The organism is Streptomyces sp. NPDC058671, assembly GCF_042716475.1.
Lineage (GTDB): Bacteria > Actinomycetota > Actinomycetes > Streptomycetales > Streptomycetaceae > Streptomyces.
Genome location: NZ_JBHXSA010000010.1, coordinates 203636 through 225279 on the forward strand (window position 1 = coordinate 203636; position 21644 = coordinate 225279).

The 21644-nt window shown below is 71.6% G+C and carries 24 protein-coding genes and 1 pseudogene; 12 read left to right on the forward strand and 13 right to left on the reverse strand.

Translation table 11 applies throughout. The annotated features are described in order from the left end of the window. Positions 1 to 24 precede the first annotated feature (24 nt). Together ACFWV2_RS15540 and ACFWV2_RS15545 are read left to right on the forward strand one after the other, a co-directional pair. Positions 25 to 705 carry a response regulator transcription factor gene (locus ACFWV2_RS15540; protein ID WP_384405517.1) on the forward strand — a complete coding sequence of 227 codons (681 nt, stop codon included), beginning with the start codon at positions 25 to 27 and terminating at the stop codon, positions 703 to 705. Next, a complete protein-coding gene (locus ACFWV2_RS15545) occupies positions 698 to 1792 on the forward strand; it encodes a sensor histidine kinase (RefSeq protein WP_384405519.1) in 1095 nt (364 codons plus the stop codon). Before ACFWV2_RS15540 ends, ACFWV2_RS15545 begins: the two co-directional genes overlap by 8 nt. On the opposite strand, the gene ACFWV2_RS15550 is transcribed toward ACFWV2_RS15545, so the two are convergent. The 3 genes from ACFWV2_RS15550 to ilvA all read right to left on the reverse strand — a co-directional run bounded on the left by ACFWV2_RS15550 (position 1789) and on the right by ilvA (position 4983). Then, positions 1789 to 2583: an ABC transporter permease gene (locus ACFWV2_RS15550; RefSeq protein WP_384405521.1), complete on the reverse strand. Its 795-nt coding sequence runs from the start codon at positions 2581 to 2583 to the stop codon at positions 1789 to 1791. The genes ACFWV2_RS15545 and ACFWV2_RS15550 overlap by 4 nt on opposite strands. Then, positions 2580 to 3611 (reverse strand): ATP-binding cassette domain-containing protein, encoded by a 1032-nt coding sequence (locus ACFWV2_RS15555; protein ID WP_384405522.1) that lies wholly within the window; start codon positions 3609 to 3611, stop codon positions 2580 to 2582. The genes ACFWV2_RS15550 and ACFWV2_RS15555 overlap by 4 nt, the downstream gene beginning before the upstream one ends. Before the next feature lie 142 nt (positions 3612 to 3753). Next, positions 3754 to 4983, reverse strand: coding sequence for a threonine ammonia-lyase (gene ilvA / locus ACFWV2_RS15560; RefSeq protein WP_384405524.1), 1230 nt, complete (start codon positions 4981 to 4983; stop codon positions 3754 to 3756). A gap of 147 nt (positions 4984 to 5130) precedes the next feature. Here ilvA and ACFWV2_RS15565 point away from each other — a divergent pair, with 147 nt between their 5' ends. Genes ACFWV2_RS15565 through ACFWV2_RS15580 form a run of 4 tightly spaced genes read left to right on the forward strand, consistent with a single transcriptional unit; the run spans position 5131 to position 6705 of the window. Next, the gene (locus ACFWV2_RS15565; protein ID WP_384405526.1) at positions 5131 to 5682 is read left to right on the forward strand and encodes a MarR family winged helix-turn-helix transcriptional regulator; all 552 of its coding nucleotides are present in this window, start codon (positions 5131 to 5133) and stop codon (positions 5680 to 5682) included. A 31-nt stretch (positions 5683 to 5713) separates the two neighbouring features. Then, positions 5714 to 6223 (forward strand): sigma factor-like helix-turn-helix DNA-binding protein, encoded by a 510-nt coding sequence (locus tag ACFWV2_RS15570; RefSeq protein ID WP_384405527.1) that lies wholly within the window; start codon positions 5714 to 5716, stop codon positions 6221 to 6223. After that, complete coding sequence (locus ACFWV2_RS15575) at positions 6220 to 6471, forward strand: hypothetical protein (RefSeq protein WP_384405529.1); 252 nt, start codon at positions 6220 to 6222, stop codon at positions 6469 to 6471. Before ACFWV2_RS15570 ends, ACFWV2_RS15575 begins: the two co-directional genes overlap by 4 nt. 42 nt (positions 6472 to 6513) lie before the next feature. Further along, positions 6514 to 6705 (forward strand): DUF1059 domain-containing protein, encoded by a 192-nt coding sequence (locus ACFWV2_RS15580; protein ID WP_384405530.1) that lies wholly within the window; start codon positions 6514 to 6516, stop codon positions 6703 to 6705. 187 nt (positions 6706 to 6892) lie between these two features. Here the strand turns inward: ACFWV2_RS15580 and ACFWV2_RS15585 are convergent, their stop codons facing one another. Next, positions 6893 to 8047, reverse strand: a complete 1155-nt coding sequence (locus ACFWV2_RS15585; RefSeq protein WP_384405531.1) for a cystathionine gamma-synthase — start codon at positions 8045 to 8047, stop codon at positions 6893 to 6895. A 71-nt stretch (positions 8048 to 8118) separates the two neighbouring features. On the opposite strand from ACFWV2_RS15585, the gene ACFWV2_RS15590 reads away from it, so the two are divergent. The 3 genes from ACFWV2_RS15590 to ACFWV2_RS15600 all read left to right on the forward strand — a co-directional run bounded on the left by ACFWV2_RS15590 (position 8119) and on the right by ACFWV2_RS15600 (position 10578). Next, a complete protein-coding gene (locus ACFWV2_RS15590; protein ID WP_384405533.1) occupies positions 8119 to 9225 on the forward strand; it encodes a hypothetical protein in 1107 nt (368 codons plus the stop codon). 82 nt (positions 9226 to 9307) lie between these two features. Next, complete coding sequence (gene msrA / locus ACFWV2_RS15595; RefSeq protein WP_384405534.1) at positions 9308 to 9976, forward strand: peptide-methionine (S)-S-oxide reductase MsrA; 669 nt, start codon at positions 9308 to 9310, stop codon at positions 9974 to 9976. Next, a complete protein-coding gene (locus ACFWV2_RS15600; protein WP_384405536.1) occupies positions 9973 to 10578 on the forward strand; it encodes a hypothetical protein in 606 nt (201 codons plus the stop codon). Before msrA ends, ACFWV2_RS15600 begins: the two co-directional genes overlap by 4 nt. A 480-nt stretch (positions 10579 to 11058) precedes the next feature. On the opposite strand, the gene ACFWV2_RS15605 is transcribed toward ACFWV2_RS15600, so the two are convergent. Then, positions 11059 to 12543 (reverse strand): recombinase family protein, encoded by a 1485-nt coding sequence (locus ACFWV2_RS15605; protein ID WP_384405538.1) that lies wholly within the window; start codon positions 12541 to 12543, stop codon positions 11059 to 11061. Positions 12544 to 12600: 57 nt separating this feature from the next. Between ACFWV2_RS15605 and ACFWV2_RS15610 the strand changes: the two are divergent. Continuing rightward, a pseudogene (locus ACFWV2_RS15610) lies at positions 12601 to 12687 on the forward strand (peptide-methionine (S)-S-oxide reductase); the annotation flags it as partial. A 14-nt stretch (positions 12688 to 12701) separates the two neighbouring features. Here the strand turns inward: ACFWV2_RS15610 and ACFWV2_RS15615 are convergent. Both ACFWV2_RS15615 and ACFWV2_RS15620 read right to left on the reverse strand, forming a co-directional pair. Beyond that, entirely contained in the window at positions 12702 to 13061 is a 360-nt protein-coding gene (locus ACFWV2_RS15615; RefSeq protein WP_384405539.1) for a DUF1330 domain-containing protein, read from the reverse strand. 93 nt (positions 13062 to 13154) lie between these two features. Next, positions 13155 to 14207 (reverse strand): NAD(P)-dependent alcohol dehydrogenase, encoded by a 1053-nt coding sequence (locus ACFWV2_RS15620; RefSeq protein WP_384405540.1) that lies wholly within the window; start codon positions 14205 to 14207, stop codon positions 13155 to 13157. A gap of 129 nt (positions 14208 to 14336) precedes the next feature. On the opposite strand from ACFWV2_RS15620, the gene ACFWV2_RS15625 reads away from it, so the two are divergent. Further along, positions 14337 to 15203 carry a helix-turn-helix domain-containing protein gene (locus ACFWV2_RS15625; RefSeq protein ID WP_384405542.1) on the forward strand — a complete coding sequence of 289 codons (867 nt, stop codon included), beginning with the start codon at positions 14337 to 14339 and terminating at the stop codon, positions 15201 to 15203. Positions 15204 to 15290: 87 nt separating this feature from the next. Here the strand turns inward: ACFWV2_RS15625 and ACFWV2_RS15630 are convergent, their stop codons facing one another. Together ACFWV2_RS15630 and ACFWV2_RS15635 are read right to left on the reverse strand one after the other, a co-directional pair. Continuing rightward, entirely contained in the window at positions 15291 to 16562 is a 1272-nt protein-coding gene (locus ACFWV2_RS15630) for an Ig-like domain-containing protein (RefSeq protein WP_384405543.1), read from the reverse strand. Positions 16563 to 16765: 203 nt separating this feature from the next. Beyond that, positions 16766 to 17131: a hypothetical protein gene (locus tag ACFWV2_RS15635; protein ID WP_384405544.1), complete on the reverse strand. Its 366-nt coding sequence runs from the start codon at positions 17129 to 17131 to the stop codon at positions 16766 to 16768. Between the two features lie 110 nt (positions 17132 to 17241). Between ACFWV2_RS15635 and ACFWV2_RS15640 the strand changes: the two genes are divergently transcribed. Further along, positions 17242 to 17511 (forward strand): hypothetical protein, encoded by a 270-nt coding sequence (locus tag ACFWV2_RS15640; protein WP_360785639.1) that lies wholly within the window; start codon positions 17242 to 17244, stop codon positions 17509 to 17511. 39 nt (positions 17512 to 17550) lie between these two features. On the opposite strand, the gene hutH is transcribed toward ACFWV2_RS15640, so the two are convergent. From hutH to ACFWV2_RS15660, 4 genes are all read right to left on the reverse strand, one after another. Beyond that, positions 17551 to 19092: a histidine ammonia-lyase gene (gene hutH, locus ACFWV2_RS15645; RefSeq protein WP_384405591.1), complete on the reverse strand. Its 1542-nt coding sequence runs from the start codon at positions 19090 to 19092 to the stop codon at positions 17551 to 17553. Positions 19093 to 19172: 80 nt separating this feature from the next. Next, positions 19173 to 19463, reverse strand: coding sequence for a hypothetical protein (locus ACFWV2_RS15650; RefSeq protein WP_384405545.1), 291 nt, complete (start codon positions 19461 to 19463; stop codon positions 19173 to 19175). Between the two features lie 55 nt (positions 19464 to 19518). Continuing rightward, positions 19519 to 20748, reverse strand: a complete 1230-nt coding sequence (locus ACFWV2_RS15655) for a diguanylate cyclase domain-containing protein (RefSeq protein ID WP_384405547.1) — start codon at positions 20746 to 20748, stop codon at positions 19519 to 19521. Between the two features lie 80 nt (positions 20749 to 20828). Beyond that, the gene (locus ACFWV2_RS15660) at positions 20829 to 21626 is read right to left on the reverse strand and encodes an enoyl-CoA hydratase/isomerase family protein (RefSeq protein ID WP_384405548.1); all 798 of its coding nucleotides are present in this window, start codon (positions 21624 to 21626) and stop codon (positions 20829 to 20831) included. Positions 21627 to 21644 lie beyond the last annotated feature (18 nt).

The following is a 21644-nucleotide window of genomic DNA, read 5'->3' on the forward strand; positions in this document are numbered from 1 at the left end:
CGGCGCGCTGTCTAGGCTTCGGGCATGCGCGTACTGATCGTGGAGGACGAGCCCTACCTGGCCGAAGCCGTCCGGGACGGTCTGCGCCTGGAGGCGATCGCCGCCGACATCGCGGGCGACGGCGACACCGCCCTGGAACTGCTCAGCGTCCACTCCTACGACCTCGCGGTCCTCGACCGCGACATCCCGGGCCCCTCGGGCGACGAGGTCGCCCGCCGGATCGTCGCCTCCGGCAGCGGCATCCCGATCCTCATGCTCACCGCCGCCGACCGGATCGACGACAAGGCGTCGGGGTTCGAGCTCGGCGCCGACGACTACCTCACCAAGCCGTTCGACCTGCGGGAGCTCGTCCTGCGGCTGCGGGCGCTCGACCGCCGACGCGCGTACGCCAGGCCCCCGGTCCGCGAGATCGCGGGCCTGCGCCTCGACCCGTTCCGCAGGGAGGTCTTCCGCGACGGACGGTACGTCGCCCTCACCCGTAAACAGTTCGCCGTGCTCGACGTCCTCGTCGCCGCCGAGGGCGGGGTCGTCAGCGCCGAGGACCTGCTCGAACGGGCCTGGGACGGGAACGCCGACCCCCTCACCAACGCCGTGCGCATCACCGTCTCCGCACTGCGCAAACGACTCGGCGAACCATGGCTCATCGCCACGGTGCCCGGCGTCGGCTACCGCATCGACACCGGCCCCGGCGGCACACGTGCGTAGACGCCCAGGGCTCAGCGCCCGGATGAAACTCACCCTCAGCTACGCCGGGTTCCTCGCCGTCGCGGGCGCCCTCCTGCTGGCCGTCGTGTGGGCGTACCTGCTGCGCTACGTACCGGACAACTCTCGGGGTCTGCTCGGGGTCTCGCCCAACCGCTACCTGCTGGTGCGCACCTTCGCCCCCGCCGCGGCCGTGGCGATGGGTTTCCTGCTCGTGTTCGGCCTCGTCGGGGGATGGATCCTCGCCGGCCGGATGCTCGCACCGCTCACCCGGATCACGGCCGCCGCACGGACGGCCGGGAACGGATCGCTGTCCCACCGGATCCGTATGGAGGACCGCCAGGACGAGTTCCGCGAACTCGCCGACGCCTTCGACACCATGCTGGAACGCCTCGAGTCGCATGTGGACGAGCAGCGGAGGTTCGCCGCCAACGCCTCCCACGAACTGCGCACCCCGCTCGCCATCTCGCGGGCGCTGCTCGACGTCGCCCGCGGGGACCCCGCGGGGGACCCGGACGCGCTCTTCGCCCGCCTCCAGGCCGTCAACACCCGGGCCGTCGACCTCACCGAGGCCCTCCTGCTGCTCAGCCGCAGCGACGGCGGGACCTTCGCCCGCGAGGACGTCGACCTCTCCCTCGTCGCCGAAGAGGCCGCCGAGACCCTGCTCCCGCTCGCCGAGGAGCGCGGGATCACGCTCGACGTCACCGGCGGAGCGACCCGGACCGGCGGATCCGGGGAGCTTCTGCTGCGGATGGTGACGAACCTCGTCCAGAACGCCGTCGTCCACAACCTCCCCGTCGGCGGGACCGTGACGGTCCACACCGAGGAGCGGGGCGGGGCGGGCGTGCTGCGCGTGGAGAACACGGGCCCGCCGCTCCCACCGGACCTGGTGCCGACCCTCACCGAACCCTTCCAGCGAGCAACGGAGCGCGTACGCGGCGACGAGCACGCGGGCGCCGGCCTCGGCCTGGCCATCGTGCACAGCATCGTCCGCGCCCACGACGGGACCCTCGAACTCGTCCCCCGCCCCGCCGGAGGCCTCCTGGTCACGGTCCGACTGCCCGGCGGGGGTCCATCGGAAAGGCCCTAACCGTCGGCGCGGCGGTACTTGCGGACGGCGAGCGTACGGAAGACGACGATGATCAGGATGGACCAGAGCAGCGACGCCCACACCGGGTGCTGCATCGGCCAGGCGTCGGACGTGGAGACCCCCGGGTTGCCGAAGAGTTCGCGGCACGCCTGCACGGTGGCGCTGAACGGGTTCCACTCCGCGATGGGCTGGAGCCAGCTCGCCATGTTCTCGGTGGGCACGAAGGCGTTCGAGATGAACGTGACGGGGAAGAGCCAGATCAGCCCGCCCGAGGTGGCCGCCTCCGGGGTGCGTACCGACAGGCCGATCAGGGCGCCGATCCAGGAGAAGGCGTAGCCGAGCAGGAGCAGGAGGGCGAAGGCCCCCAGCGCCTTCGGGACGCCCTCGTGGATACGCCATCCGACCAGCAGGGCCACGATCGTCAGGACGACGACCGTGAGCAGGGTCTGGACGAGGTCGGCGAGCGTACGGCCGGTGAGGACCGCGCCGCGCGCCATGGGCAGCGAACGGAACCGGTCGATCAGGCCCTTGTGCATGTCGTCGGCGATGCCGGCGCCCGCGCCCGCGGTGGCGAAGGTGACGGTCTGCGCGAAGATGCCGGCCATGAGGAACTCGCGGTACTCCGAGGCGCTGGTCGAGCCGCCGATCATCATCGAGCCGCCGAAGACGTAGCTGAACAGCACGACGAACATGACGGGCTGGATGACCCCGAACAAGATCATCTCGGGAATCCTGCTCATGCGGATCAGGTTCCTGCGGGCGACGACCAGGGAGTCGTTCACGGTGCTCACTCGGCCACCTCCTTCGTGTGGGTGCGGTCGCCGCCGCCCGGTCCGGCCGGTCCGCCGTTCTCCTCGGCCTCCCGCGCGGCCACGTGGCCCGTCAGGGAGATGAAGACGTCGTCGAGGGTGGGGCGGCGAAGGCCGATGTCGTCGATCTCGACACCGATGGCGTCCAGGTCCCGGATGACCTCGGCGAGCAGCTTGGCGCCGCCGGCGACGGGGACGGTGAGCTTGCGGGTGTGGTCCTCGACGGACACCTCGCCATGGCCGACGCCCGCGACGCCGTAACGGGCCAGGACGTCACGGGCGCCGGGGATCATCCCCGGTTCGTGGACGACGACCTCGACGCGCTCGCCGCCCGTCTGGGCCTTGAGCTGGTCGGAGGTGCCCCGCGCGATGACCTTGCCCCGGTCGACGACGCAGATGTCGTGGGCGAGGTGGTCGGCCTCCTCCAGGTACTGGGTGGTGAGGAGCAGGGTCGTACCGCCCGCGACGAGTTCCTTGATGACCTCCCACAGGGCCTGCCGGTTGCGGGGGTCGAGGCCGGTGGTCGGCTCGTCCATGAACATGACCGGCGGGGAGACGACCAGGGCCGCCGCGAGGTCGAGCCGGCGGCGCATGCCACCGGAGTACGTCTTCGCCGTGCGGTCGGCGGCGTCGGCGAGGCCGAAACGCTCCAGGAGCTCACCGGCCCGCGCCTTCGCGGCCTTCGCCTTCATCTGGTAGAGCTGCCCGACCATCTGGAGGTTCTCCCGGCCGGTGAGGTACTCGTCGACGGCCGCGAACTGACCGGAGAGACCGATCGAGCGGCGCACCTCGTCGGGGTGCTTGAGGACGTCGATGCCGGCGACGACAGCCCTGCCGCTGTCCGGCTGGAGGAGAGTGGTCAGCACGCGGACGGCGGTCGTCTTCCCCGCGCCGTTGGGGCCGAGCAGACCCAGGACGGTGCCCTCGGGCACGTCGAGGTCCACGCCGTCCAGAGCTCGTACGTCACCGAAGGTCTTCACCAGACCTTCGGCATGGATCGCGCCTGGCATGTGGGTTCTCCAGGGGAGAGGAGGCGTTTTCCCATCGATCCTAGGATCAGCGGGGGCGCCCCGCCCACCGAATTTGTGACCCCCGCCACATGATCTTGCTCGGAAGCGGGCCGCCCACGGCCCGGCCGCGCGGGCCCACCGGTCAGCCCAGGACCGTGTACCCCGCGTCCCTCAGCGCGTCCTCGACCTCCCGGCAGTGCTCCGGGCCCTTCGTCTCCAGGTGCAGTTCGACCTCCGCCTCCGTCAGGCCGAGCCGCGGGTCGGTCCGTACGTGGCTGACGTCCAGGACGTTCGCGTCGGCCACCGTCAGGACCGCGAGCAGCGTCGCGAGGACGCCCGGCCGGTCCGTGACCCGCAGCCGCAGGCTCAGATAGCGGCCCCCCGCGGCCATGCCGTGCCGCAGGATCCGCTGGAGCAGCAGCGGGTCGACGTTCCCGCCGGACAGCACCGCCACCACCGGCCCCGCGAAGGCCTTCGGATCGCTGAGCAGGGCCGCCACCGGACTGGCGCCCGCCGGTTCCACGACCATCTTCGCCCGCTCCAGGCAGAGCAGAAGCGCCGACGACAGCGCGTCCTCGGAGACCGTGACGACCTCGTCGACGTACTCCTGGACCAGCGTGAACGGCACGTCGCCCGGCCGCCCCACCCTGATCCCGTCCGCCATCGTCACCGGCGAGTCGACGACCACCGGGTGCCCGGCCGCCAGCGACGGCGGGTAGGCGGCCGCGCCCTCCGCCTGCACACCGATCACCTTCACGTCCGGGCGCACCGACTTCACCGCGAGCCCGATGCCGGCCGCGAGACCACCACCGCCGACGCCCACGAGGACCGTCCTGACCTCGGGGCACTGCTCCAGGATCTCCAGGCCCACCGTGCCCTGCCCCACGATGATGTCGGGATGGTCGAAGGGGTGGATGAACACGGCCCCGGTCTCCCGCGCGTACCGCTCCGCCGCCGCGAGCGTCTCGTCCACGACGTGTCCGTGCATCCGGACGTCCGCGCCGTACTCCCGGGTCGCCGCCACCTTCGGCAGCGGGGCGCCGACCGGCATGAACACGGTGGCATGGACCCCGAGGAGCTTCGAGGCGAGCGCCACACCCTGCGCGTGGTTTCCCGCGGAGGCCGCGACGACCCCGGCGGCCCGCTCCTCGGGCCGCAGCCCCGCGATCCGTACGTACGCGCCGCGCAGTTTGAAGGAACCCGTCCGCTGGAGGTTCTCGCACTTGAGGTGCACGGGCGCCCCCACCAGCGACGACAGATGGCGGCTGCCCTCCATCGCCGTCATCCGGGCCACCCCGGACAGCATCTTCCGCGCCCCCCTCACATCGTCGAGCATCAACCGGTGCAAGGGGTCTGGCGTACGGAAGCTCATGACATCAAGTCTCGCAGCTCACGGCCCTCGTGGCCGCCCGGCGGGCAGGGGCGCAACAGGTTTGCGCAGCCCCGGTACGGACCTCCCCGGGGCCGCGTACTCTGTCCCCCACCGACCGACCACCCCCGCACGAGAGAGACCCCAGCCATGCCCACATCTCAGGACATGACGACTGAGCTCGACCCCGGTCTCCTCGACGCCCTCCAGCACCAGGTGGCCGTCTTCGCCCGCCGGGCCGAGCAGACCCGCCTCGGCGGCACGGGACAGCTGCGGAACTCGATGGACCGGGCCGCGTACCTCCTGCTCAACCGGCTCGACCAAGAAGGCCCGATGGGCGTCAAGGCGCTCGCCGCGGGCATGGGCATCGACTCGTCGACCGTCACCCGGCAGGTCGCCCCGCTCGTCGACACCGGCCTGGTGAAGCGCACCTCGCACCCGGAGGACGGACGGGCCGTCGTGCTCCAGCTCTCGGCGCGCGGCCTGGCCCGCCTGGAGGAGGTCCGCTCCTCGCGCCGGCAGCTGATGGCGGAGGTCACGGAGGGCTGGACGCCGACCGAGCGGGAGTCCTTCTGCACCCTCCTCACCCGCTTCAACACCGCGCTGTCCGCTCGGCAGTCGGCCCACGCGGCCCATCCGGGCGCCGAGTCCGCGACCGCCTCCACGGCCGAGGGGCCGAGCGAGTCCTCGCCGACCTCTTGACCCCGCACCCGCGCTGTCCTCAGATGAGGACGTGCGAGAGCAGCGAGGCGGACCAGGTGCCGAACGCGCCCACCGCGCCCGGGAGTTCGACGCGTTCGTAGCCGGGGCGGCGGGTCGGCTGCTGCACGCGGCGACCCTGCTCACCGCCGAGACCCGGACCCGCAACCCGCACGCCCAGGCCCTGTTGACCGACGCCTTCGCGCACACGTACGCGGTGTGGGACCGGTTGCGCGACGAGGATCCGTACGACCTCACCCGGCGCGACCTCGCCGCCCGCTTCGCCCGCACCGCCTGGCGGCACCGCGGCGGCCGGGGCGGGGTGCTCGGGGCCCTCCCCCCTCAGGAACGGCTCGTCCTCGTCCTCCGGCTGTACGAGGGGATCGCCGAGGAGCAGGTCGCGGCCCTGCTCGGCCTGCCCGAGGCCCGGGTCCGGGCGGTCTGCGCCCGATCCGTGGCCGCGCTGAGGGCGGCGTCCCGCAAGGACGGCGCACCGGGGGCGCCCTCCGGGCGGGACGGCCTGTCCCGGGAGACGGCCGCGTGAGCCGGTACGAGGACAGGGAGGCGGCGGTCCGCCGGCTGCTCGACACCCCGCACCCGCCGGTCCCCGGCGACCTCGCGCGCCGGGCCGCGGAGCGCGGGGCCCGCCGGGCGCAACGGGCGCGGAGGGTACGCCGGGCGCTCTGGTTCCTGGGCACGGTCGCCGTGCTCGTGTTCGTGGCGTGGGCGTCGGTGGCCCGGCCCTGGGAGGTCCCGCCGGCGGAGACGACACCACCGCTCGAAGGCTGGTGAGGACGGGCCTAACCTGGAGGAAGGGGCCGTCTGGAGGTCGACATGGCCAGGAAAGCATCCGACTGCCGGGACGCCCCGAGCGTCTCCGGCTGCTCGCTGTACATCTCGGGCGAGGAGGAGGAAGTTCTCCGCGCGGCCGTCGAGCACGCGGTGTCCGTGCACGAGCACACGGACACGCCCGAGTTCCGCGAGGAGGTCCGGGGGTTCCTGAAGGACCCGCTGCCCGGCACCTGAACGACACGGAGGACCCGACCCCGCGGATTCGGGTGCCGGGCCCTCCGGATTCGGGTGCCGGGCCGGCGGATGCGGGTGCCGTGCCCCGCGGATCCGGGTGCCGGCCCCGCGTACGTACAGGGTCTTCCGCTCGGAGCAGGCCGGTCCGGACCGGCCCGCGGGTCCGGGCCGGTCCGGACGAGAGGTCCTAGCCCAGCGCCTGGCGCAGGTCGGCGAGCAGGTCGTCGACGTTCTCGATGCCCACGGAGAGGCGCACGAGGTCGGCCGGGACTTCGAGGGCGGAGCCCGCGACGGACGCGTGGGTCATCCGGCCGGGGTGCTCGATGAGGGACTCGACGCCGCCGAGGGACTCCCCGAGGGTGAAGAGCTGCGCGCGGTTGCAGACCTCGACGGCCGCCTCCTCGCCGCCCCGCACGCGGAACGAGATCATGCCGCCGAAGGACCGCATCTGCTTGGCGGCGACCTCGTGCCCCGGGTGCTCCGGGAGGCCCGGGTAGAGCACCTGGGTGACCTCGGGGTGCTGGGTGAGCATCTCGGCGATCCGGGTGGCGTTCTCGCTGTGCCGGTCCATGCGGACCGCGAGCGTCTTGATGCCGCGCAGCACGATCCAGGAGTCGAAGGGGCCGGCGACCGCGCCCATCGCGTTCTGGTGGTACGCGAGTTCCTCGCCGAGCGACTCGTCGGCCGTGACCAGGGCGCCGCCGACGACGTCCGAGTGGCCGCCCATGTACTTGGTGAGCGAGTGCACGACGACGTCGGCGCCGAGCGCCAGCGGCTGCTGCAGGTAGGGCGAGGCGAAGGTGTTGTCGACGACGAGCTTCACGCCGGCCTGGCGGGCGACGCCCGCGACCGCCTCGATGTCGGTGATGCCGAGGAGCGGGTTCGACGGGGTCTCGACCCAGATCAGCTTCGTACGGTCGTTGACGGCGTCCCGCACCGAGTCGACGTCGGAGGTGTTAGCCACCGAGAAGTCCACGCCCCAGCGCTGCACGACCTTGGCGAAGAGCCGGAACGTGCCGCCGTAGGCGTCGTTCGGGATGACCACGTGGTCACCGGGCGCGAGGAGCGCGCGCAGCAGGCAGTCCTCGGCGGCCAGACCGGACGCGAAGGCGAGCCCGCGCCGGCCGCCCTCGAGGGCCGCCAGGTTCTCCTCCAGGGCGGTACGGGTGGGGTTGGCGCTGCGGCTGTACTCGTAACCGCCGCGCAGCCCGCCCACGCCGTCCTGCTTGTAGGTGGACACCTGGTAGATGGGCGGGACGACCGCGCCGGTCAGCGGGTCGGCGGTGTTGCCCGCGTGGATCGCGCGGGTCTCGAAGCTCTGGTGGGAGTGCTGGTCGCTCATGGTCACGAGCGTAGTGCCGAGCACCCCCGGCCGCCGCGATCGTCTCATTCGGTGTCCTGGACAATGGACACATGGAGATTCTCTGGTTCCTGATCGCGCTGGGGCTGCTGTTCGGCGTCCTCGGTCCCTATCTGCTGCGCCGCCGCGGTGGCGGGATCCGGTTGGCGGCGCCGGGGTCGCCTGACGCGGCGGACCCGGAGGCGTACGGGTTCGTGCGGCAGGAGGACCAGGACGTGCGGCTGCCGGGCGCGGACGACGAGCTGCTGCACGTGCTCGACATCGTCCAGGCCACCCAGGACTGGGGGGCGGCGTCGCGGCTGCTCGCCGCCACCGGCAAGGACGGTGAGGTGCGCTGGCAGCGTGTCCAGGCCTTCGCGGGCGCCGCGTCCCTGGAGCTGCAGGAGCGGCCGGGCGTGGGCGGGGCGTGGTTGCGGTCCTGGCGGGCGGAGGCGCCGAAGGACGCGGGCGGCGCGGCCGTGCACGCGGAGTTCCTGGTGCAGCAGGCGTGGCGGTCCTCCGCCGCCGGGACCGACGACTTCCGGATCATCCTGGAGGAGGCGCGCAAGGTCACCGAGGAGGCGGCGCTGCTCGCTCCGGGCGACCCCGTCCCCTACATCACGCAGCTGGCGGTGGCGCGCGGGCTCGGCTACGGCCACGAGCAGTTCGACCAGGTGTGGGCGCAGGTCATCGACCGGGCGCCGCAGCACATGGGGGCGCATCTGGCTGCCCTGCACTACTGGTGCGAGAAGTGGCACGGTTCGCGCGAGGAGGCCGACCACTTCGCGACGTCGGCGGCGGCGCGGGCCCCGCGCGGCTCGCTGCTCGCGGCGCTGCCGCTGTTCGCGGTGTACGAGCACGTGCCGGACGTGGTGCTGGTGCAGGACTTCTTCCGTACGGCGGTGGTGTCGAAGGCGATGGACGGCGCGCTGTACGCGGTCCACTCGGCCCGCGCGGACGACCCGATGCTGGCGCACGTCCGTCATCTGCTGGTCTGGTTCCTGGTGCGGGCGGAACGCTGGGCGGAGGCCATGCACCAGCTGGTGAAGGTCGACGGGCACGTGGGCGCGGTGCCGTGGACGCTCAGCGGGGACCCGGCGGCGGAGTTCACGGTCTTCCGGAACCTGGCGGTGGCGGGGTACGAGGCGAACGGCGGTAGCCCGGCGACGCTGCCGCGCTGACGTCCGCGGGGAGCGGGCCGGGGGAAGGTTTCCCCCCGGTTCCTTGTTGTGCCGACTGCCGACCGTCAAGGAGAGATGCAGCATGTTCCTGTCCCGCACCCCCGTCCTCCCCACCCCCGAGCAGGCCCTGCGCGGCCGCTCCGAGCCCGAGTTCGTCGTGCCCGAGCGCCACACCGTGCTGGGCAACCCGCTCCTCGGCCCGTACCCGGAGGGTCTGGAGGTCGCCGACTTCGCCCTCGGCTGCTTCTGGGGCGCCGAGCGCACGTTCTGGCAGGTCGAGGGCGTCTGGACGACCCTCGTCGGCTACCAGGGCGGCCACACGCGGAACCCCGCGTACGAGGAGGTCTGCTCGGGCCTGACCGGTCACACCGAGGCCGTCCGGGTCGTCTTCGACCCCGCGAAGGTCTCCTACGAGAGTCTCCTGAAGCTGTTCTGGGAGTCGCACGACCCGACCCAGGGCTTCCGCCAGGGCAACGACGTGGGCACCCAGTACCGCTCGGCGATCCACACCCACTCCGACGCCCAGGCGGCTGCCGCCGAGGCGTCCCGCGAGGCCTACCAGAAGGTCCTGACGGGCTCGGGCTACGGCACGATCACCACGGAGATCCTGCCCGCCGACGAGAGCCGCCCGCTCTACCCGGCGGAGCCGTACCACCAGCAGTACCTCGACCGCAACATCAACGGCTACTGCGGCATCGGCGGCACGGGCGTAACCTGCCCGATCGGCATCGCCGAGGCCCCCGGGGAGTGAACGGCGCCCTGCTCCCCGACCCGGCGCACGAGCGGCTGACTCAGCTCTGGCAGGCCCACAGGCCTGCCGGGCCGATGCCACCGTGGGAGCTGAAGACGGTGTATCGGGAACGCTGGGTCCGCTTCCACAGCCTGCCCGGGTCGAAGCGCTACGCGGAGGACGAGCCGGAGTACGCCGTCCTCCTCGACCGGTACAACACGGTCCTCGATGCACTCTTCGCGGGCGGCGAGGCGTACGTGGTGACCACCGACTGGGCCGATCCGTCCGAGCCGACGGACTATTCGGCCCACCGCGCTGCCCTACATCCGGAAGGCACGCTGTGGACCACCCTGGACGATACGGACGACCCGGATCCGGACTTCCAGACACGCTGGTACCTCTACACCGACCGCCGCCGCTGGCAGCGCGGCTGCCTCGACCCGATGCTCCGCGCCGTCGCGGACGACACACTGTCCGGCAACTTCGTGACGGACCCCGGCCTCACCCAGATCCACCACCCGTACGACGGCGGCGCGGACGTCATCCTGTCAAGCCCGGTCGAACGGGACCGGATGCGCGAGCAATACTCCGCCTGGCTGTCCACACACCCCTCGGGGTACTGATCAGGACGGGTTGTAGCCGTAGACCCGCTTCGCGTCCAGATGGAGCTCGTGCGGGGGCCGAAGCAATCAGCGGCCAGCGTGGCCACTCTGGCGCCACAAGGACAGGCACGGTTGTGTCCGCTGTCTCCGGACGGTCCGCAGCATCCGCAGGAACGGAACGTGCCCGACGCTGTGGCGTACTGAGGACGCCAAGGACTACGTAGTGCAGGGCTACGTCATCACTGACCCCGAGCGGCTGGCGCAGCTCGACCTGCCCGAGGGCGAGACCGCCGTCGTGCTCCCGGCCGCGGTGCTGGAGGAGTACTTCCGTGCTCAGGGGTGAGGAGTTCGGCCTGCTCTTCGAGGCCTCCTGCGGGACTACCGAGACCGCGCCCTGGCCGAAGCGGCGTCATTCGCCGACTACTGGGAGCGGTCCAGACCGGAAGGCGAACGAAGGGGCATCAACCGGGCGGCCGTGCCCCTTTCCGTTTCCGCTCCCTGTCAGTCGCGCCACTTCGGGACCAACAGGTCAGGGTTGAAGGGGCGCCGACCTCCGCCGCCCACCGGCAGCACGATCACCGCGTGCAGTGCCTCCCTGATCAGAGCGCGCTTCTGTGCCAGGTCCAGCCTGCCGGAGGTCCAGCGCGCACGTACGTCGCCGGTGACCTCGGCCGCACGCTGCTGGTTGAGGACGTGGCGCGCGCGGTCCGCGCGTAGTTCCTTGACCCGAGATTGCACCCTCTGGTTCTCAGGGAAGAACAGCTCATCCGCGATCTGGTCCTCCTGCCAAGCCTGGAGCAGCTTGCGCTGCTTCCGCGTCAGGCGGTCCAGTTCATCTTCCCCTGTCCATTCCTCGTCCGCATGCGCCGTCCTGGCTGCCCGTTCCTCCAGCTTCGCCAGAACTGCCTCCGTGATGAATTCATCAATCTTGGCGCCGTTGCGTCCCGTGCCACCGCAACCGCCCATTTCCTTGCTGGGGCACTGATAGAGATATCCGCCGGAGAGATCCGGCCGCGCGGTCGCGCGGAGGGGTGAGTCGCAGATCTGGCCGTCCGTACCGGGCTTTCCGCATCGGAGGATTCCGGTCAGCAGGTACGACGGGGTGCGAAAGTCCGTGACCGTTCCGTCAGACTTCACGTTGGGACCGACGCGGGCCGAGAAGACGGCGTCGATGGCCATCCACTCTTTCGGCGTGATGATCGACTCCCAGCGGCCCACGACCGGCACACCGTTGGCATCGCGGACCAACTCCCCGTCGTGCTTCCGCCAACCGCACAGCCGCGGGTTCCACAGCGCGAGCTTGAGGGAGCGGCTCGCCCACTCCTTGTCGTTGATCGTGCGGACGCCGGCCTCCCGCCACTCGCGGAGGATCGAGTGCAGGGACTTGCCCGCGATCACCTCTCGGGCGCCCTTCGCCAGCCACGCCGCTTCTTCGGGCTCCAGCGTGAGCTTGTCGTCCTGCCAGCCGAAGGGGCGCTTTCCGCCCACCGGGATGCCCAGCTCGGCACGGGCCCTGTGCGAGCGGCGCGCGCGCCGCTGCATCTTGCGCACCTCCATCTTGGAGATGACGACGCCGAAGAGGCCCATGGACTCCACGTCCTCGCTGTAGAGGTTCTTCGACCCCGTGGCGTCGGCGTACAGCCGCCCTTCCTCGTACGTGAGCGCATCCACGAACCGCTCGTAGTCTCCGGCCCTGCGCGTGAGCCGGTCGTCTGCGACGACGATCACGCCGCGCACCGGCCGGCCGTCCGCCATGTGGCCCGGCTTGAGCGCCTTCACCATGGCTTCGAAGTCCGGACGCACCACCGCTGCCTTGGCCGCCGACAGGTCGTTGTCGGTGTACCGGTGCACGATCGTCCAGCCGAGCCGGGCCGCCGTCTCCCCGTTCACCTTGTGCTGGTCCTCGACGCCGTGGCCGTCTCTGGCCGTGTCAGCGGAGATACGCGCGTACGAGACAACCGGGATCACCGGCGGCGTTTCGTTCACTTCCCACCCCTTTACGAAGAGTTACTAATCCTACGCAAAGAGTGGTGGCGCCCCGTGCAGTACCTCGACAAGAACCCCGGCGGCTACTGCGGCATCGGCGGGACCGGCGTCTCGTGCCCGATCGGCGTGGCCAGGGCCGAGTAGGGACACCCGGGCGGTCAGACCGTCCGGTCCGACGCGGCGGCGCGCAGCGTCGCCGCGGTCGACGCCGGGTCGTAGCCCTCCGGGACGCCGTCGATCAGGAGGATGTCGCCGGTCATGTGGCGGGCGCGGAGGGGGATCAGGGCCCGGTAGGGCTCGGAGTCGTACCAGGCGCGGGCGTTCTCGTACGTGGGGAATCCGATGATCACGAGGGCGCCGGGCCAGGTGCCTTCGCGGACCTCGCGGTCGGGGGCGCCGTGCACGAGGAAACGGCCGCCGAAGGGGTCGAGGGTCCCCTGGACGCGCTCCATGTAGGTGAGGACCTCGTCGTCGAGGACGGGCTTCGGGTGCAGGTTTCCGATGGCGTAAGCGGTCATGACGCAAGGGTGCCGGGGCATGGCGTGCGGGGTCGATTACCCCGCAGGTCATGCCCCGGCCGCCTGTTCCCGGGCCGACGGCCCCCGGAGGCGTCAGATCGTCGACGCGTCGATCACGAACCGGTAGCGGACGTCGCTCGCGATGACCCGCTCGTAGGCCTCGTTGATCCGGTCGGCGGAGATGACCTCGATCTCGGCGCCGAGGCCGTGCTCCGCGCAGAAGTCGAGCATCTCCTGCGTCTCGGCGATGCCGCCGATCATGGAGCCCGCGAGGGTCTTGCGGCCGCCGATGAGGGAGAAGAGGTTGAGCGCGACGGGCTCCTCGGGGGCGCCGACGTTCACCAGGGCGCCGTCCGGCTTGACCAGGCTCAGGTAGGCGCCGAAGTCCAGGGGCGCGGAGACCGTGGAGATGACCAGGTCGAAGGTGCCGGCCAGGTCGGTGAAGGTCTGCGGGTCGCTCGTCGCGTGGAAGTGGGCGGCACCGAGCTTCAGGCCGTCCTCCTGCTTGCGCAGCGACTGGCTGAGTACGGTGACCTCCGCGCCGAGGGCGTGGGCGATCTTGACGCCCATGTGGCCGAGGCCGCCGAGGCCGACGATCGCGACCTTCTTGCCGGGGCCCGCCTTCCAGTGGGCGAGCGGCGAGTAGAGGGTGATGCCGGCGCAGAGCAGCGGCGCGGCCTCGTCGAGCGCGATGCCCTCGGGGATGCGGAGGGTGTAGTTCTCGTCGACGACGATCTGGCGGGAGTAGCCGCCGTAGGTGGGCTCGCCGTTCTTGTCGAGGGCGTTGTACGTGCCGGTCATGCCCTGGGTGCAGAACTGCTCCAGACCCTGCAGGCAGTACGCGCAGGTGCGGCAGGAGTCGACGAAGCAGCCGACGCCGACCCGGTCGCCGACCTTGTGCCGGGTGACTCCGGGGCCGACCTCGGCGACGATTCCGGCGATCTCGTGACCGGGGACCATCGGGAAGATGCCCTCGCCCCAGCCGTCGCACGCCTGGTGGATGTCGGAGTGGCAGATGCCGGCGTACTGGATGTCGATGAGGACGTCGTGCTCGCCGACGGCCCGGCGCGGCACGGTGGTGCGCTCCAGGGGGGCGTTGGCGGCGGGTGCGGCGTAGGCGGGGACGGTGGTCACGTTCGTGGTCATGCCGTCCACGGTGCCCGAGGACTCCGGTTCCACCCAGCCCCCTGTTCTGCCTACGACCGGTGTGCCTACCACTGGCAGGGTCAGGAACGTACGTCCGGCGGCGGGGCCGGGCGGCGATAATGGGGTCGTATGGATCCCAGTGCGGAACTCAGCGAATTCCTGCGCTCCCGGCGGGCCCGGCTGAAGCCGCAGGATGTCGGGTTGCCCGAGTACGGACGGCACCGGCGGGTGCCGGGACTGCGCCGTGAGGAGTTGGCGCAGCTTGCGGGGGTGTCGGTGGCGTACTACACCCGGCTGGAACAGGGTCATGGGCGGAACGTGTCCATGGAGGTGCTCGACGCCATCGCGCGGGCGCTGCGGCTGAGCGACACCGAGCGGGCGCATCTGACGCATCTGGCGAAGCCGACGGTGAAGAAGCGGCAGCGGGCGGCGATCGCCCGCCCCCAGCGGGTCCGGGCGTCGCTGACGCAGCTCCTCGACTCGCTGGAGGGGGTGCCCGCGTTCGTCCTGGGGCGCCGCCTCGACATCCTGGCGTGGAACCGGATGGCGCGGGCGCTGATCGGCGACTTCGCCGCGTGGGAGCCGGCCGAGCGCAACATGCCCCGGATGATCTTCCTGGACCCGAACGCGCGTGATCTGTACGTCGACTGGGAGTCCAAGGCGGTCGAGGTCGTGAGCGTGCTGCGGCTGTACGCGGGCTGCTACCCGGACGATCCGCTGCTGCTCGCGCTGGTGGGCGAACTGTCCGTGCGGAGCGAGGAGTTCCGCTCGCTGTGGGCGGCGCACACGGTGACCGACAAGGGGCACGGCACGAAGCGGCTGCGGCACCCGCTGGTGGGTGAGCTGACGCTGTCGTACGAGTCGTTGAAGGTGGCGGGCGACGACCCGGACCTGGTGCTCGTGACGTATCACGCGGAGCCGGGCACGGCGTCGGCGGACGCGCTGCGGCTGCTTGCGCAGTGGGGTGTGGACGAGCCGGTGGATGTGGGGAAGTAGGGCTTGGGCAGGCCCCTCCCGGTGGGGCATGGGGAAGGCCCCCTTCCGAGTGCGGGAGGGGGCCTTCTGCGTACCTGTGTCCGGCTGTCAGACCGCCGAACCGGCCTTCCACTCCGCCCAGCTCATGTTCCAGCCGTTGAGGCCGTTGCTGGGGGAGATCGTCTTGTCCTTGGAGTTCTTGACGATCACGACGTCACCGACGAGCGAGTGGTCGTAGAGCCAGGCGGCCTGCTGGTTCGGGTCGCCGGCGCCCTTGACGTCGTTGAGGCCCACGCAGCCGTGGCTGGTGTTGGCGGAGCCGAAGATCGAGTCGGGGCCCCAGTAGTTGCCGTGGATGAACGTGCCCGAGGTGGACAGGCGCATGGCGTGCGGCACGTCCTTGATGTCGTACTCGCCCTTGCCGTCGTCGTCCGTGAAGCCGACGGTGGCGCCGTTCATCCGGGTCTCCTTGAACTTCTCGGAGATCACCATCTGACCGTTGTACGTGGGGTTCTCCGGGGAGCCGGCGGAGATCGGGATGGTCTTGATCGTCTTGCCGTCCTGGGTGACCGTCATGGTCTTGGTGGCGACGTCGACGGTCGAGACCTGATTGCGGCCGATCTTGAAGGTGACGGTCTTCTGCTGGACGCCGAAGACACCGTCGGCGCCCTCGACACCGTCGAGGTCGAGCTTGAGGGTGACGGTCGAGCCCTCGGTCCAGTAGTCGTCGGGACGGAAGTCGAGGCGCTGGTTGCCGAACCAGTGTCCGACGACCTCCTGGCCGGTGCTGGAGGTGACGGTGATGCCGCTCTGGACGGCCTTCTTGTCGGTGATCGCCTTGTTGAAGTTGATCGAGACCGGCATGCCGACGCCGACGGTCGAGCCGTCCTCCGGCGTGAAGTTGCCGATGAAGCTGTTGGCCTTGGAGACGGTGGTGAACGAGGAGTTCTCGTGGGCCTCCAGACCGTCCGCGTCCTCGGCGGTGGCGGTGATCCTGTAGACCGTGGCCCGCTCCAGCTGCTCGCTCGGCTTCCAGCTGAGGCCGTCGGCCGCTATCTCGCCCTTGACCGCGGTGCCTTCGGCGGAGGTCATGGTGACCTCGGTGAGCTTGCCGTCGGCGACGGTGACCTTGGCGTCGTTGTTGATGGACACGTTCTGCGTGCCGCTCTTGGGCGCGATGGTGATCTGCGCCTTGGACGACTTGGCGGCCTCCGCCGCCTCGTCGACCTGGGCCTGTGACTGTGGGGTCGCGGATCCGGAAGCGCTGCCGCCCTTGTCGCCGTCGTTGCACGCCGAGAGCACCATGACGCCGCCGAGCACCGCGGCCGCGACCGCCAGACTCCTGCGACGCTTGCCGTCCTTCATCACACGCTTCTCCATCGTCGCCGATTCCCTGCCAACACTTATCTGCATACCCATGACACCCCGTCCGGTTCCGCAACCGGACGATATGTGGGGAACGCCACTGATCGACACGCACGGTCGGCGCGTTCGGTTCCCCGTGACGGACGAGAGGCCCCGGGACGATGCCCCGAGGCCTCCGAACAGGCGCTTCCCGGCCTCATGGCCGGGAAGCCGCGCCGCTACGACCGGGCGTCGTCGTCCTCCGCCCCGTCTTCCCCGTCTTCCCCGTCTTCCTCATCCTCCTCGCCGAGGTCCCACTCCAGCGCGTCGGGGTCGTACTCGACCTCCTCGCTGCTCCAGGAGGCCTGGACCATCTCGATGCCGGGGACGTCGCGGATCAGGTCGAAGGGCTCGACGAGATAGGCGAGGGCCTCGGCGCTGTCCTCGCGGGCGGCGGTGCGGGCGTGCACCCGCTCCTCCTCCGGCATGAACTCGTCGGCGTCGATCCGGCCCACGGCGGCCTCGGCCAGCTCGGCGGGACCGTCGATCTCCAGAACCACATCGACGCGAAGGCGTACATAGCGTGCTGTCTCAGAAGTACTCATGGTCCGGAGCGTAGGGGTCGCGGGCCCTCGGCTTTCCCGCGACCCGCTGTGTTCATTAGCATCACCGCACCGACCAATTCGCGGTTTCCGCAAGGGGGATCGAAATTTCCGTGTCCGCCGCCCGACGCCCACTGCTGACCGCGACCGCCGCGGGGACGCTGCTGTGCGCCCTGTGGTTCGTACCGTCCGCGAACGCCACCGACGACCCCGGCGGGGTACGCGTCGGGGTGACCCTCGACGAGTCCTCATCGGGCGGCGGGCATCTCGCGGAGACGGGCGGCCGGGACACCGTGCCGTACCTGCTGGGCGGGACGGGCTTCCTGGGGGTCGGCGCGGGCTTCGTGGCCCTCGCGATGAGGCGCCGGGGCCGGGCGTCCTGAGACCCCACGCGCGCGGGGCGGCGCGCGTGGGGGTCGGTGTCAGGCCAGCGGACCGGTGACCGGCTCCACCGCGGCGACCAGCCGGCCCTCGCGTACGAAGGTGTCGGCGGCGGCCAGGTCGGGGGCGAGGAAGCGGTCGGGGCCGGGGCCCTCGACGCCGGCCGCGCGCAGGGCGGCGATGGCGGCCCGCGAGGCGGGGGCGGGGGTCAGGCCCTCGCGGAGTTCGACACCGCGGGTGGCGGCGTACAGCTCGACGGCGATGATCCGGTTGAGGTTGCCGATCGCGGTGCGCAGCTTGCGGGCGGCGGACCAGCCCATGGAGACGTGGTCCTCCTGCATGGCGGAGGACGGGATGGAGTCGGCGGAGGCCGGGACGGCGAGCCGCTTCATCTCGCTGACGAGGGCGGCCTGCGTGTACTGGGCGATCATCAGGCCCGAGTCGACGCCGGCGTCCTCGGCGAGGAACGGCGGCAGGCCGTGCGAGCGGTTCTTGTCGAGGAGCCGGTCGGTGCGGCGCTCGGCGATGGAGCCGAGGTCGGCGGCGGCGATCGCGAGGAAGTCGAGGACGTACGCGACGGGGGCGCCGTGGAAGTTGCCGTTGGAGCGGACCTGGCCGTCCGTCAGGACCACCGGGTTGTCGACGGCGGCGGCGAGTTCCCGCTCGGCGACGAGCCGGGCGTGGGCCAGGGTGTCGCGGCCCGCGCCGGCGACCTGCGGGGCGCAGCGCACCGAGTAGGCGTCCTGGACGCGGGGCGCCTCGCCGGCCTGGGCGTGGCCGGTGAGGCCCGAGCCCTTGAGCACGGCCAGCATGTTGGCGGCGGACGCGGCCTGGCCGGGGTGGGGGCGGACGGCGTGCAGCTCGGGTTCGAGGACCTTCTCGGTGCCGAGGAGGGCTTCGAGGGAGAGCGCGGCGGTGATGTCGGCCGACTTGTAGAGCGTGTCGAGGTCGGCGAGGGCCATGATCAGCATGCCGAGCATGCCGTCGGTGCCGTTGAGGAGGGCGAGGCCCTCCTTCTCCCTGAGCTCGACGGGCGCGATGCCGTGGGCGGCGAGCAGCTCGCCGGCGGGCCTGAGCACACCGTCGGGCCCCTCCGCGTCCCCCTCCCCCATCAGGGCGAGGGCGCAGTGGGAGAGCGGGGCGAGGTCGCCGGAGCAGCCGAGGGAGCCGTACTCGTGCACGACCGGGGTGATGCCGGCGTTGAGGACGTCGGCCATGGTCTGCGCGACCTGGGGGCGGACGCCGGTGTGCCCGGACGCGAGGGTCTTCAGCCGCAGGAACATCAGGGCGCGTACGACCTCGCGCTCGACGCGGGGGCCCATGCCGGCGGCGTGCGAGCGGACGATGTTGCGCTGGAGCTGGGCGCGGAGCTCGTGGCCGATGTGCCGGGTGGCGAGCGCGCCGAAGCCGGTGGAGACCCCGTAGACGGGCTCGGGCTTGGCGGCGAGCGCGTCGATGACGTCCCGGGCGGTGGCCAGCGCCTGCACGGCCTCGGTCGACAGCTCGACGCGGGCGCCGTGACGGGCGACGTCGATGACGTCCTGCGGGGTCGTGCCGGACGTGCCGAGGACGACTGTCTGCATATCCATATTCAGCACCCTACGGATTGAAGACCGACCTGTCACTAGCGGGCTTCGTCACGCCCCCGAAGGCCGCCGGACCCTTACGCGCCCGCTGGCGGGCGGGCGGCGGTGTGGGCGCGGAACGCCCGCGTTCCGCGGCCGGTGACGGCCACGCCCATGAGGGCGAGACCGGCGAGCACGACCGTGAAGTCGGCGAGCGCGAGACCGGCGACGACCACCAGGCCGCTCGCGGAATCGAGGAGGTCCCACACCGGCGCGCCGCGCCGCCCGGGTCCCGCTCGGCGCAGCCCGCGGAGGACGCGGACGAGGGAGAGGAGCTGGAGGACGGCCAGGGCGAGCAGCGCCCAGCGAAACACGACGGGTATGTCCACGCCCACAAGGTACGCGGCCACCCTTCAGGCGCGTCGCCATCGGCCCGGCGGCCTCTCAGGGCGCTTGAGGCGGGGCCTCCGGCGGGGGTTCCGGCAGGGGCGCGGGGGGCGGCGGGGGCGGTTCCGGCGAGGGCCCATTCGACGGGGGTCCTTCCGACCGGGGTGGTTCCGGCAAGGGTGGCGCGTCTCGGAAGCGGCGGCGGTCTCGGGCTCCCGGAGGGGCGTCCGCGAGGCGGACCACCGTGCCGTCGCGGCCCGCCACCACCGGTTTCGTCGAGCGGGCCGCCTTGGCCTGGTACTGGGCCGCGTCGGCGAGCCGGAAGAGACGGCGCGCCGACCTGAGGGGGCCGATGGGGTCGCCGGTGGACGCCACCCCGCAGGCCACGCCCTCCCCCAGTTCCAGTTCCGCCGCCCGTACGCACAGTTCCTCGGCGACCGCGACCACCTCGTCCGCCGTCGGGCCGACCGTCAGGAGGCAGAACTCGTCACCGCCCAGCCGGGCCGCGAGCGCGCCGGGAAGTATGGCGCCGCACCGGGAGAGGACGGACCCGAAGCGTTCGAGGAGCCGGTCCCCGACGGCGTGACCGTGGGTGTCGTTGACGCGCTTGAGGCCGTTGAGGTCGCAGACCATCAGGCTGACGACGGAGCCGTCCAGCCGGTAGCGCTCGATGGCCTCGTCCAGGCGGGTGTCGACGGCCCGTCGGTTGGCGAGGCCGGTGAGGGGATCGGTGAAGGCGAGTTTGCGCACCTCCTCCAGGCGCTCGGCCTGGGCGACACCCGCCGCGACGACCGCGGAGAGCACGGTCGCGAAGTCGGCGTCCGCGCGGGTGAAAGGTTTCGCCTCCGGCGGGCGGGCCACGTACAGCTCGCCCCACGCCCGCCCGTGCAACACGATCGGCGCGACCACGCAGCAGCCGCGCCCCCGCCGGCGCAGCCCCGTCACCCGGCCCGTCGGCACCGGGTCGCGGGCGGTCTCCACCCAAGCGTCCGGCTCCCCGCCGCCCGCCCACCGCTCGTGCAGGAACTCGGTGATCTCGGGGAACTGGTGCACCGGATACGTCTCCGAGTCCGGGAACTCCTCCTCGCCCACGGCCCGCTCCCCCGCGTTCACCAGGACCTTGAGGCGGCCGTGATCCCGCTGCCAGACCGACAGGGCGGCGAAGTTCCCGTCGAGACCGTGCACGGCCCCGAGCGCCGCCGCCCGCCAGAACTCGCGTGGAGTGTGCGCCGCCGCCATCGCCTGCGCCAGCGCCACTACGGCTCGCAGCCGCCCGTCCTCACCCATCCCCCAAGCTTAGGGAGGTTTGTAGTGATTTCCCTTTCGAGACGTCACTGTCCGTGATATTTAGTGCAAAATGGTAGAAGTTATTCGCCCGGCCAGTTCGGCTTCCTCTTCTCGTTGAAGGCCGCCACGCCTTCCGCCCGGTCCCCCGAGAACGCCACCGAGCGCCAGGCCGCGTCCTCGACCTCCAGGCCCGCCCGCAGGTCGAGGCCCTGACCGAGCCGCATCGCCTTCTTCGCCGCGCGCAGTCCGACCGGCGAGTTCGTCGCGATCCGTCCCGCGAGCTCCAGGGCCGCCGTCCGCGCGTCCTCCTCCAGGAGGTCGACGAGGCCGAGCGCACGGGCTTCCGCCGCCTCCACCCGGCGGGCCGTGAAGACCAGCTCGGCGGCGCGCGCCGCACCCACGCGGCGCGGGAGCAGCTGCGTACCGCCGCCGCCGGGGATGACGCCCACGGAGACCTCGGGGAGGCCGACCACGGCGGTCGCGTCCGCCACGATCACGTCACAGGCGAGGGCCAGCTCGAAGCCGCCGCCGAGGGCGAAGCCGTGCACGGCGGCCACGGTCGGCATCGGGAGCTCCAGAACGCCGGTGTAGGCGGCGCGGGCGGTCGGCCGCTGGCGGACCAGGTCGGCGTCGGTGAAGGAGTTGCGCTCCTTGAGGTCGGCGCCGACGCAGAAGGCGCGGTCGTTCGAGGAGGTGAGCACGGTGACGCGGACCGAGGGGTCGGCGGCGAGCGCGTCGCAGGCGGCGCCGAGGGAGCGGGCCATCTCGGAGGAGACGGCGTTCAGCGCCTTGGGCCGGTCGAGGACCAGCTCGGCGACGTGCCCGTCACCCCCGTCCTTCCGGACCACCACGAACTCACCGAAGCGCTGCTCGGACATGACCGCACACCCTCCCGA

Coding starts and splice junctions, on each gene's coding strand:
- ACFWV2_RS15540 (WP_384405517.1), top strand. CDS start 25: ATGCGCGTACTGATCGTGGAGGACGAGCCCTACCTGGCCGAAGCCGTC.
- ACFWV2_RS15555 (WP_384405522.1), bottom strand. CDS start 3,611: ATGCCAGGCGCGATCCATGCCGAAGGTCTGGTGAAGACCTTCGGTGAC.
- ilvA (WP_384405524.1), bottom strand. CDS start 4,983: ATGAGCTTCCGTACGCCAGACCCCTTGCACCGGTTGATGCTCGACGAT.
- ACFWV2_RS15565 (WP_384405526.1), top strand. CDS start 5,131: ATGCCCACATCTCAGGACATGACGACTGAGCTCGACCCCGGTCTCCTC.
- ACFWV2_RS15580 (WP_384405530.1), top strand. CDS start 6,514: ATGGCCAGGAAAGCATCCGACTGCCGGGACGCCCCGAGCGTCTCCGGC.
- ACFWV2_RS15585 (WP_384405531.1), bottom strand. CDS start 8,047: ATGAGCGACCAGCACTCCCACCAGAGCTTCGAGACCCGCGCGATCCAC.
- ACFWV2_RS15590 (WP_384405533.1), top strand. CDS start 8,119: ATGGAGATTCTCTGGTTCCTGATCGCGCTGGGGCTGCTGTTCGGCGTC.
- msrA (WP_384405534.1), top strand. CDS start 9,308: ATGTTCCTGTCCCGCACCCCCGTCCTCCCCACCCCCGAGCAGGCCCTG.
- ACFWV2_RS15615 (WP_384405539.1), bottom strand. CDS start 13,061: ATGACCGCTTACGCCATCGGAAACCTGCACCCGAAGCCCGTCCTCGAC.
- ACFWV2_RS15620 (WP_384405540.1), bottom strand. CDS start 14,207: ATGACCACGAACGTGACCACCGTCCCCGCCTACGCCGCACCCGCCGCC.
- ACFWV2_RS15625 (WP_384405542.1), top strand. CDS start 14,337: ATGGATCCCAGTGCGGAACTCAGCGAATTCCTGCGCTCCCGGCGGGCC.
- ACFWV2_RS15630 (WP_384405543.1), bottom strand. CDS start 16,562: ATGGAGAAGCGTGTGATGAAGGACGGCAAGCGTCGCAGGAGTCTGGCG.
- ACFWV2_RS15635 (WP_384405544.1), bottom strand. CDS start 17,131: ATGAGTACTTCTGAGACAGCACGCTATGTACGCCTTCGCGTCGATGTG.
- hutH (WP_384405591.1), bottom strand. CDS start 19,092: ATGCAGACAGTCGTCCTCGGCACGTCCGGCACGACCCCGCAGGACGTC.
- ACFWV2_RS15655 (WP_384405547.1), bottom strand. CDS start 20,748: ATGGGTGAGGACGGGCGGCTGCGAGCCGTAGTGGCGCTGGCGCAGGCG.
- ACFWV2_RS15660 (WP_384405548.1), bottom strand. CDS start 21,626: ATGTCCGAGCAGCGCTTCGGTGAGTTCGTGGTGGTCCGGAAGGACGGG.